The organism is Planococcus sp. APC 3906, assembly GCF_030407685.1.
Lineage (GTDB): Bacteria > Bacillota > Bacilli > Bacillales_A > Planococcaceae > Planococcus > Planococcus koreensis.
Genome location: NZ_JASDCW010000049.1, coordinates 1 through 9,893, shown reverse-complemented (window position 1 = coordinate 9,893; position 9,893 = coordinate 1). Strand labels below are relative to the sequence as shown.

General features: G+C 35.8%; 10 protein-coding genes. 2 read left to right on the top strand and 8 right to left on the bottom strand.

What is annotated here, in order from left to right:
- Positions 1 to 128: 128 nt before the first annotated feature.
- The 7 genes from QMA09_RS16630 to QMA09_RS16600 all read right to left on the bottom strand — a co-directional run bounded on the left by QMA09_RS16630 (position 129) and on the right by QMA09_RS16600 (position 5,825).
- The gene (locus tag QMA09_RS16630; protein ID WP_290213924.1) at positions 129 to 581 is read right to left on the bottom strand and encodes a hypothetical protein; all 453 of its coding nucleotides are present in this window, start codon (positions 579 to 581) and stop codon (positions 129 to 131) included.
- 633 nt (positions 582 to 1,214) lie between these two features.
- The gene (locus QMA09_RS16625; RefSeq protein WP_290213923.1) at positions 1,215 to 1,679 is read right to left on the bottom strand and encodes a hypothetical protein; all 465 of its coding nucleotides are present in this window, start codon (positions 1,677 to 1,679) and stop codon (positions 1,215 to 1,217) included.
- A 154-nt stretch (positions 1,680 to 1,833) separates the two neighbouring features.
- Positions 1,834 to 2,298: a hypothetical protein gene (locus QMA09_RS16620; RefSeq protein WP_290213922.1), complete on the bottom strand. Its 465-nt coding sequence runs from the start codon at positions 2,296 to 2,298 to the stop codon at positions 1,834 to 1,836.
- Between the two features lie 112 nt (positions 2,299 to 2,410).
- The gene (locus QMA09_RS16615; protein WP_290213921.1) at positions 2,411 to 2,974 is read right to left on the bottom strand and encodes a hypothetical protein; all 564 of its coding nucleotides are present in this window, start codon (positions 2,972 to 2,974) and stop codon (positions 2,411 to 2,413) included.
- An 84-nt stretch (positions 2,975 to 3,058) separates the two neighbouring features.
- Positions 3,059 to 3,511: a hypothetical protein gene (locus QMA09_RS16610; RefSeq protein WP_290213920.1), complete on the bottom strand. Its 453-nt coding sequence runs from the start codon at positions 3,509 to 3,511 to the stop codon at positions 3,059 to 3,061.
- A 122-nt stretch (positions 3,512 to 3,633) separates the two neighbouring features.
- On the bottom strand, positions 3,634 to 4,134 hold the full coding sequence (locus tag QMA09_RS16605) for a hypothetical protein (protein WP_290213919.1): 501 nt from the start codon (positions 4,132 to 4,134) through the stop codon (positions 3,634 to 3,636).
- A 1,394-nt stretch (positions 4,135 to 5,528) separates the two neighbouring features.
- Complete coding sequence (locus tag QMA09_RS16600; protein WP_290213918.1) at positions 5,529 to 5,825, bottom strand: hypothetical protein; 297 nt, start codon at positions 5,823 to 5,825, stop codon at positions 5,529 to 5,531.
- A gap of 1,111 nt (positions 5,826 to 6,936) precedes the next feature.
- On the opposite strand from QMA09_RS16600, the gene QMA09_RS16595 reads away from it, so the two are divergent.
- Positions 6,937 to 7,704: an STAS domain-containing protein gene (locus QMA09_RS16595; protein ID WP_290213917.1), complete on the top strand. Its 768-nt coding sequence runs from the start codon at positions 6,937 to 6,939 to the stop codon at positions 7,702 to 7,704.
- 88 nt (positions 7,705 to 7,792) lie between these two features.
- Here the strand turns inward: QMA09_RS16595 and QMA09_RS16590 are convergent, their stop codons facing one another.
- Positions 7,793 to 8,413 carry an MEDS domain-containing protein gene (locus QMA09_RS16590; RefSeq protein ID WP_290213916.1) on the bottom strand — a complete coding sequence of 207 codons (621 nt, stop codon included), beginning with the start codon at positions 8,411 to 8,413 and terminating at the stop codon, positions 7,793 to 7,795.
- 817 nt (positions 8,414 to 9,230) lie between these two features.
- Between QMA09_RS16590 and QMA09_RS16585 the strand changes: the two genes are divergently transcribed.
- Positions 9,231 to 9,518 (top strand): hypothetical protein, encoded by a 288-nt coding sequence (locus QMA09_RS16585; RefSeq protein WP_290213915.1) that lies wholly within the window; start codon positions 9,231 to 9,233, stop codon positions 9,516 to 9,518.
- Positions 9,519 to 9,893: the final 375 nt, after the last annotated feature.

The window sequence follows — 9,893 nt, the reverse complement described above, 5'->3', positions numbered from 1 at the left end:
TAATAAAGAACAGTACGATGGATTTCTCCAAACAGACTGACTTTTTATACTGCCAACTCGAATGTCATTTTAGATGTAACAGCATTTTCAATTCCCTAATAAAAGAATTATTCATCTAAGCTTTATTTTTAAATCAGATTATCACCGATATATAAGTACAATACTTCATGACCATCAGGAGTTTTCATCAGTAGATTTTTAAATTGACTTAGTATAAGTCCAATTGTTTCTTCTGCATCTCCCATTGGTACGCTTTTAATATCAATATGATTTGGTAAGAACAACAAATATTCTCCTGCAAATCTGCCCCATAAATTTTTTATAATATTAATATCAGTGAACATTACTTTTTTACCTTTAAGATACGTAAGGTCCACATTTTCCTTTGTTCTTTTAATCCATACTATCTGAAACGATTCTTCAATGAGATATACTTTTCGTAGATTAATTCCCAGTTGGTTGATAAAACTTTCATCTGGAATTTCCTGGTCTGTTTCTAATAGAACTTCAAGTTTTGCTTTTCGTTTCATTTCGGGGCTTAAATTTATGATATCTAGAAACTGCACCCATTCATTTTCCACAAAATCACTCCTTTCTTATCTGGTTATGCCTGAAATAAGGTCTATAATATTTCCCCTTTCTTCTTGCTCATTTATTTTTTTGATTTTTAACTTCTTCAATGCACTTTAGCCAATCGTACTATAATGCAATATCAAGCGTTTTTCCGTTCTCTACAATCATCAGACTGTCTAATAAACCTCCGACATCATCTGATTTTGTTAAAAGGTAGTATTTTTCTAAGAACATAACATTACTTGAAATGCTCCCTCCTCTGTTAGATACATGAATTTGTTCCCTTCTCACATTTGTTTTGATTCGTTCTAGATCAAGCCGTTTAATTACTTGAATAGGTAATTCGGTAACTTTTTCGGTATTCCTTTGTTTGTAGTTCTACTCATCTTATTAAAGCCCTTTTGAAATTATACTTTCTCTGACAAAAAAGGAGAGAAGATGCTGTTTAAGCACATCTTCTCTCCCATTTCATTTAAGCAGTTCCTGATAATTGCTTGTTTGAAAGCTTTAGTCCGATTGAAAGTCGAAATTTAAGACCTTTTAGCGAAGTCTTTTAGATATGTTATTTTTCTGAAGAACTCAGTTCTGGTGTGTTTTCTGATGAACCCATGGGATGCAGTCCCACCCTTTCTTCGAATTCTCTACCATACATTATAAAATATCGACTGTTCCTTATGATCGGGCATATCATATTCTTCCCGCAGAGCAACTTCTATATTTTCCATGTACGATATATAGCGTTCTAAACTTTCAATAATTCTTTTTTTGTCCCCTGGTAATACTTGATAGTGAGTGTAATCCCATTGATCAATGTATTTGATTTCTATTTCTTCTAATTTGCTTGCACCAGCCTCACTCAGTAACTCGATAAATTTGTCTTGTACTTGAGCTACTGTCTCAATAATAAGTTCACACCAATAGATCTCCATAATCGAGTTATCTGTAAGGTGATAAGGGGTAATAATCAAATCACCAAGATCATCAAAACTTTGCAGGATTTTAGGCAACTTTTTAATTTCATCTAAAGTGAAGTACAGCTCCTCGTAACGGTTATGTCCTCCCACCAACTCCTGCAATTTGACCGAACAATGTTTGCCAAAATCCACTTCTATTCACCCTTTTCGGTATCTGGACTATTTACTTGCAAATATTAACGAACGGCGGTTAAGGGCTGCCTTTTATCTGAACGCACTTTCAATATCTTTATGATGACTTAAGTAGCGGTACACAACTTAATTCACCATAAGTTACATTCGTTTTTCATATTCCCAGATGGTAAAGAAAGAGGTTCTCTTCTTTCAACCGGCCAATCATAGAGAGCAATCTTTCTAGTAATTCAAGAACGTCATCCCTAATGAAAATTAAACGTTCGTATTCACCCCATATATTTTTCTTGTAAGAAGCCACAAATCCTCCAGTCAACTCCAACTTTTCAGGAGAATTCGAAAATAAAGAGTACCAAGCCGTAAAAATACTTTTCATTGTTGCTGCTGACGTTTGATCAAAAAGAGTTACACCATAATAATTTATTCCTTTTACTTCTCTTGTCATTGATTTCGCTGGATTTTTACATGTAATCCAGTTCAATGAATCGGCTATGTATTGAATCAAATCATCGGGGAGATCTATGGAGTCTATAATATCTGGGTTTCTCTCATTGCTCCCCATCAACTCTTGATAGGAAACTGTATTGGGTACTAAGAAAAATTCATGTTCTAAGCTCATACTTCTTCCCTCCTAATGCTTTTAGTTTCTAGCGTTTTGAATGTAACTTACTTAGCATTAAGGTACATTCAAACTAGAATAAAACAAGTGCTGCTAATACTGAAAATCTTTTCTATTCAGTGTCACTATTCACTAAATCGAGCAAGTAATCTGCCGATATGTATGATGTGACTTTTTTAGGTGAGTTGTATTTTTCATTCTTCGTAAATATCGTAAGGCCAACCTCGTATACATCCATGAATGTCTCGACTTTATCAAAATCAAGGTTTTTATATTCAGTCGGGCTATCCCAATTTCTTCTTGGGACTAGATCCCCTTCAGAAATATCTTCTCCAAAGAAAATAAAAACTTCCAATCCATTTAAAACTAATTCAACTGTACTAGTGCAAACCCATTCTAATATTTCAATCGAATCAATTTTAATGATATAACCGTCCGTAGAAAATTTATAGTGAGAGATATTTTTCTCGGAAATAGTCGTTTTTATATGTTCAAAAACCACAGATTCCAGAACGAAAAAAACAGGAAAGCTACTGGTATTTTGGATCAGCGCAAAAAGAAAATCGGGATCCATGTCCCTAATTCCAATTGCAATTGATTCAAACTTACCTTTCGGAAGAACAAAATCATTGATTAAACTGGCATCTGAATATTGAACGAAATATTGCTTTTTCAATTGCTTCCCTCCTACTTAGACTTATAAGCGAATGTAAATTAATGATTTAAGTTACATTCGCCATCCTTATATACATCTTAAAAATTACTTATGTTGACCATCTCTGTGTATTATTGAAACCCGTGGAGGTTCAGTCGATATCACATCAATTGTGTGATTTAAAGTATTTATCCCGTAATGTTTATATGGCCCAGGATGCTCATCTTCAGCTGTGGTACCGATCTCAATAAAATCTAGATATCGGGATTTTGAATAAAGCGAGAAAAACCGCCCTTCATAAACCTCGTACTTGTCCAAAGCAGTAAAGCTTTCGTTTAGAACCGAATAAGCAATGTGAAAATCAAATTCAAGTCGAATGATGGGGAGAGTTTCATCCACATCGAAGGGGTCATAAGACGAAACAGTATCAGTCTCACCAATTGGGGTTGCATTTATTTTACAACGGTCAATATCAACGATTAAAGCGTTGTCCTCGGGTTCAAACAGCGAATTCAAATAAAGATAGCTTTGGCACTGAAGCAGTTCTGTATAATTCATAAAAATCCCCTTCCCCAAATCAACTTTTCAATTTCCCTTCTATTGAGGGTAACTTAATTCAAGATAAGTTACCTTCAAATTCCTTCACTTTCGTTTCATATACCCACCAAGAATTTTGCAAATTAGTTTAAGTCTATGTTTTCAAATGCTTCTTTTATTGCATGTTCATAAGTATCATCACTTATCTTTTTTGCACCTTCTAGAGACAATTTTTTTCTAACGGCAGCAAATAAACTGCTTGGAATATTAGGGAATCCATTTTCCCAATTCTCTCTTTCATTTAATTGACCCAGCAATGCAACGATAGTCAGGTAAATATTTGGGTATTGTTTTTTAATATTTGGAGAGTATGTTAAAAATTCTTCAAGATATTTATCAAAATGGTGGCAATGGCAGTTGTGTTCTTCAATATCTGTATAAAATGGAGATCCACTTTCGTCTTCCCACTCTATGAGAAGACCCGAAAAAGCAAGAAGTGAACCTACTATATATCTTGGTTGAGCATCATTAAAATGTTCGTAATATGGATACAGCAATTTACCGCACCAGTCCAAGTCTATAATTCCGCCCATGTCTTCTATTTCATCATGTAATAAATCCGATTTTTCCCGAATCAACTTCATGGTTACCCTCCGGTCCAAATACAATCTTAATATATTAGTTTACTTCTCATTCGGTCATATTTGTTTCAGATCCTGGCCAATAAACTTCGGAAATCTTTTTTTCGTGGTACTTACCGTCTGAGTTAGGCTTTCTTCCTGCTGTGAGGACGATTCTGGCACCTCTAACTCGGCTTCTTCGGGCATTGGTAGCTAGCTTCTGCTGATGCTCTTCTATCCGATTCAATTTATGCTTCATCTCTTCCAAGACCTCCATGAACAAAGAGTCTCGTTTTCGCATCTTTCCTTAAATCCCTTCAAATCTAAAGCGAAGGCTGTACTTTCTTGACGTTGAAGGAGAAATGTTCAATTTCCTGCAAACTTCACTGGATGTCATCACCAATGGCTTACCACCTCTTCTATTTCATGTTATAAGAGTTCGTTTACGCTTGCATCTTCTTTTTTCCGTTACTTTAAGCGTTCGTAAATATCCACTTCTGCAGGTAATTTAGTATGGAAACTTTTGTAAACATATATCGTTATTATAGAGTATACAAAGAAACATATTACAGAAAGAAGAGATAAAATGGGATTTTGGTATTATTATTACTCTTTATAGGCCTTTCTTTTCTTGTAATAGGTGCTTTAAAGAAAGATGTTTCGACTGCCACTAAAATGATCATAATGCTGTTCGTACTTGGCACCTTCTTTATTACGGGCTCGCTATTCATTCTTATGCCTGGTATTGATGAAATCATTTCTAAACTTTTGTTTCACTAATCCAAAAGGAGAGAAGTTAAATGGTAATCAATTATTTGAAAGGTTCTTCCGCATCTATTATTTCTTCGGTGTCAGCATACATGATTTTGACTTATTTATTTGATCCTCACTACCAATCTGACTACTTTTACTTTTTTATCATGTATGCAACTTTCATCGGATATGCTTTAGGACTGATTGCTATTTTAATAATTATTAGCGATTCAAATAAAGAGGTCTTTACCAGGAAAAAGGTTGCTATATTTTCATGTATAGGGATAATCCTTGGAATCGGTCTCGAGTTTTTAATGGATTTTTCAAGTAGCCCTTTTTTCTTGTTAGCCACATTAACAGGTTCACTAATGTTTTTAGTTGTTCAAAAAATAGAGAACAAATTAATAGCTTGGAGTATCATCTCAGTTCATCTTCTAGTTCTCTTTTTATATCCGTACCTTCCGAATCATTTCTTTAATTAAAAAGGACTTTAAAGAAACCTTGTCCCAAACTTATCGAATGTAAAGAAAAAGAAGATGCTTACTTCCTAGCATCTTCTTTTTCATGTATGACTTACGATAATTCCGAATATGTAAACTGAAAATGATTTTCTTTCTATTACTTTTAAATCGTCTTACTAGTTCCCTTTTTTCATTCCATAGAGTTTATTTACCAAAAGTCATAATCCACAGGTTCAACAACCCTAATGGAGCAACAATTACAAAAAAGATGGCATTAGCCGTGATAGCAATCAGCCGAGGATTCCCTTTTTTCCCGAATATGGCCAATATAAAACCGGTTCCAGGTCCACCAACAATCGCCAATAACACCCATTGAAGAAAGTGATCGTAGTAATAATTAAAGTCAATCGACACATTCCCATATTCCAACACAGCGTCAATGATTTGCATAGTTAGAGCGATAAAGAAGAACAAAAATGATAAAGCGTTCAGTTTGCCCATTTGTTGACCTCCTAGTCACTGATTCCACATTTTTGCAACCACCACGCTGTTACGATAACGAAGGGGATAAAAAAAGAACAAAGAGAAGAATTTTACTAACCAATATAGAAAGATGTAAAAAAGCTCGGAATCGTTGCTATCCATAAACCGCTTTTGGCTTTCCTTAGTTATTTTAAATGTAAAAGTTAAACCATATATTTCAATAAACAAAAGAAATGTAAACTTCGCTATTAGAAGAATCTAATTCTTCAAGCCCGCTGACTTTTTTTGTAATTAATGTTGCCTTTTGCTTTGATGATTTTCAAATTTTTGTCACTAGTGATTATATATAATTTTATTCTAACTAGTTTTGAAGCGATTCAAGATAAAAATGGCCTAGATATCGAATGTTGCAGCGGCATCCTTCTCAGGGAAATGGCCAGCATTTTAGTAAAGAAAATCAACCTCAAGAAACAAATGACCGACATCAAGCGGAAAGGCGCTAAAGAAGATACCGTCCGGATTATGGATAAGGCAATTCAACACTTAAGAGACTACCTGGACATCCGGAAGGGCCGGTATACTGGGTCGAAGGAAGTCTCATTCCTGCTTGTGACGCTTTAGGGAGATGCCGCCCGCCCTCTTTCTGGTCGAGCCATCGACGACCTAGTGACCAAGTACACCGCTGCATTTGCCCAAGTGGAAGGCATTAGCCCGAACAAACTTCGGCATAGCTTTGGAGAAGACTTTATCCGCAATGTGGGAAGTATTGTTCTTCTTAGATACCAATTTGTCTAATACCGACAATGAACAGGTATTATCCCGAACGGAAAAAAATCGTTCAAAACAAACGACTACATTAGAATAATTCTTGTTTGTAAAGTAAAGGACAGTCGACTTTTTTGTTAAGCTGACTGTTTTTTTATTGGTTATATGATTACGAAGTATTCCGAGCCGCTTTTATAGCTGCAACCGAGGAAGAACTATTTCTTGTCTCAATTTAAGCGCTCCTCATAAGGAACATCTCGCTCTATGGGGTTTACAATTCAGTAAATTAGGGGAACAGTCTAGAGTTATGCTTTTCATATCAAATGCAAGCTTATCTCCAAGCTGCTAATCACGGGGTGAGAAAGTGAAAAATCTAATAGTAGAAAATGAGCAACAACCACTTGCAGCAATGGAACCGAACGATTATATCCCCTATGTAGCTGGTATTTTATGGGCAGTCGATAAGCACATGCGCTACTTGGATATCGAAGGGCAAAAACTGAAGGACTGGAATTTAGCCAAGTCCACTGTGATTGGAAAAAGCGTTCAGGAATTCCATCAGGAAGAGGATAATGGAACGAATATCACGCATCACCGATTAGCTCTTGCGCAAGGCAAAGTGACGTACCAAGTGCATTTTGCTGGAGCTACTTACGACTGTAAGCTTCACTATTTACCAGAACGGGAAATCATCGTAGGGGTCGCAACGGACATTACCTTGGAAAACGGATTGCATCAGCAGATTGCCGATCAGGAAGACTCGTTATTGGAGCTCTCCGCCCAGGCAGTTCCGATTCTTGAATATGCTGTAGTGGTGCCAATATCAGGCCCCTTAACTGCGAAACGTACACAGTATATGCAGGAGCACATCCTTAACCAGGTATATAATATGCCGGAAGTCCACACGGTCATTATCGATTTTTCGGGAGTAACGCACGTAAGGGATCAAAGTGAAGAGCTCTTGCAAGGGTTGTACCAATCGCTTAAGCTTCTTGGCATAAGCACCATGTTGACGGGAGTTACACCGATACTGGCTCAAAAACTTGTTACTAATAGCACCAGAATCCAATTAGATCGCATCTATTCGACTTTAAAAATGGCCGTTCGGGTCTTGATTGAGGAAAATGAATAAAAGCATACAAAAAAGGATGACTCGTATTCAGTCATCCTTTTTTTGCGCATGAGGGCATTTTATCGAAACAAATTTTTCCAACTTTCCTTTAACGCTGATTGTTGTTTTGGCCTGTATCACTTCCAACAGCTTCCATCTTTTTTTTATTTAAACATCGTGTTAGTGAAATTATGGAGTCATCTTTCATTAGAACATTATGGTATCGCCCAAGTTTTTCCTGCAAATGCTCTGCCACTCTTGTTGCGTCATAGGCACACACTGCGACAAGTTTGTGCTCGGAAATCAACTGATTGATCTTGGATTCGTAAGACAGCAGCTCTTCTTCTAAACCAGCTTCTGTACCCCACTCAATATGTCCCCATGTACGATAAGATTTTCCTTCGTCAAGCGAAGGTTCGGCCGTTTCTTTAAAGTATTCGACAATTGTACTTGGCAGGAAATCCCCTTTATGCCAGTATAAATCGTAACTGTCAAAAAAGTGAACTCCCTTTAGCTCTTCTTTGGTCACCATTGAGTCAAGACGAGCTAAGATCAAAGGCATCAAGCGCTTGTTTTCGACCACAAGTACCTGGTCCTTTTTTTGAATTCCGTCCAAAATAAAAATCAGGACGTTTTCAATATAGAGATGTTTCTGTTTGGTGAGATAAAAGACATGGGCTCCATTAATCTGGCGCATTTCAGTAATAAATGCCGGTATTTTTTTTTGCATCTTACACTTCCTTTTGACTAATCTTCGTTTCCTGCCAGAATCGCATTATAGACGAACAGCTTTCTGCGCGGGACTGTTTGAGAATGCCTGAAAATGTCTAGCACATCTGAAATTGACTCAGGGTTGACTCACAATATAACATATTCGCTTTAAAGAAAAAAGAAAGTGCCTTTCTCCAAGATGGCTTCGGCACAATAACCCAACAAAAATTTCCTTTATCAGCATATGAATTTTATGGCTTTCCGGCTTTAAATCTTGGTGCGCAGTGGCCCCTCTTCGATAAACGTTTGATATATTTTTCCTTGTTAAGTGTTCTGCGTCTTTATGATCAACCACCCCATCATCGCCTTCATGCATGCTCCTCTAAAAACATCATCTAAGTATTAGTAATAAAAGTGTAAAGCATATTCTTCCTAATTTATATGAGTTCCTTGTATAGAAATTAACGCTGTTTAAAATAAGTTATTTCGTATAGTTAACTCCAAGCAAAAATGGTTTTTGCAAATAAAAAAGGAGATGCTCAGAATTAGGTTTCTTCTCTTTCGATAAACGCATGATATGTAAACTAAATTTCAGAACAATATTCTCTTTTTATCCATCTATACAAGATAATTTACGCTCACTTTAGTTTAGCTCATAACAGTTCCCTATAGCCTTGAAATCATTTTAGTGAATATATATTAAAACCAAAGTAAGGATTTATCCGGTACATCGGAATAATGCGGAACCAAACTCACCAATTTTAGTCATGTTTAAGGAAAGATAAGTATTTTAGAAAATGTGCAGCCGACAATAAAACAAATTAAGAGGTGAATTTATGAATGCAGAAGAAAAAGAACCATTCATTAGTGGCCATGTGCTGGCGGTGATCATTTGCTCAATCTCTATGGCAGTACCAGTATTGGTGTTTCAACTTATGGGGTATCTCTTTTCGACTTTTTTCTTTATCCTGGCGGTAGTTCTTATTTGGCATTTGCCAAATGATCGTTATAAACTACTTGCGATTGTTATTTTTGGAATCTGTATGATTGCTTACGGTCCTTATCTTTATTACTCTCTATTATTTATCTACGCGATACTGTTTGATGGAGGATTGCAACACTAGCAACAATTTTAGGTGAAATAGCTGCTTTGAAGAGACTGTCCAAGTAGATTATCCTATTCAGTAATAAGAGATTGATGACTAATCATTTTAAGGATTCAATCAAAAAACACTAAATGATCTAATTTCGAATTTTTAATTTTGTCTCCTAAAATTCTTAAGGATCAGTTGGAACTTTAAATTACAAATATTCAATTACTTGAATAAAAGCTAGTATGCCCATTTTATATAGATAATCCTATGTTGTTTTAACACTACCGCTAGTGTATTTGAATACAAAATATAAATGAACAGTTCGGTTATATTTTTTGCTAATACATGCATTAGTTCAAAACAATCGACACTTTTTTGATTACTTTTCTAACGAAGTAGTTTAAT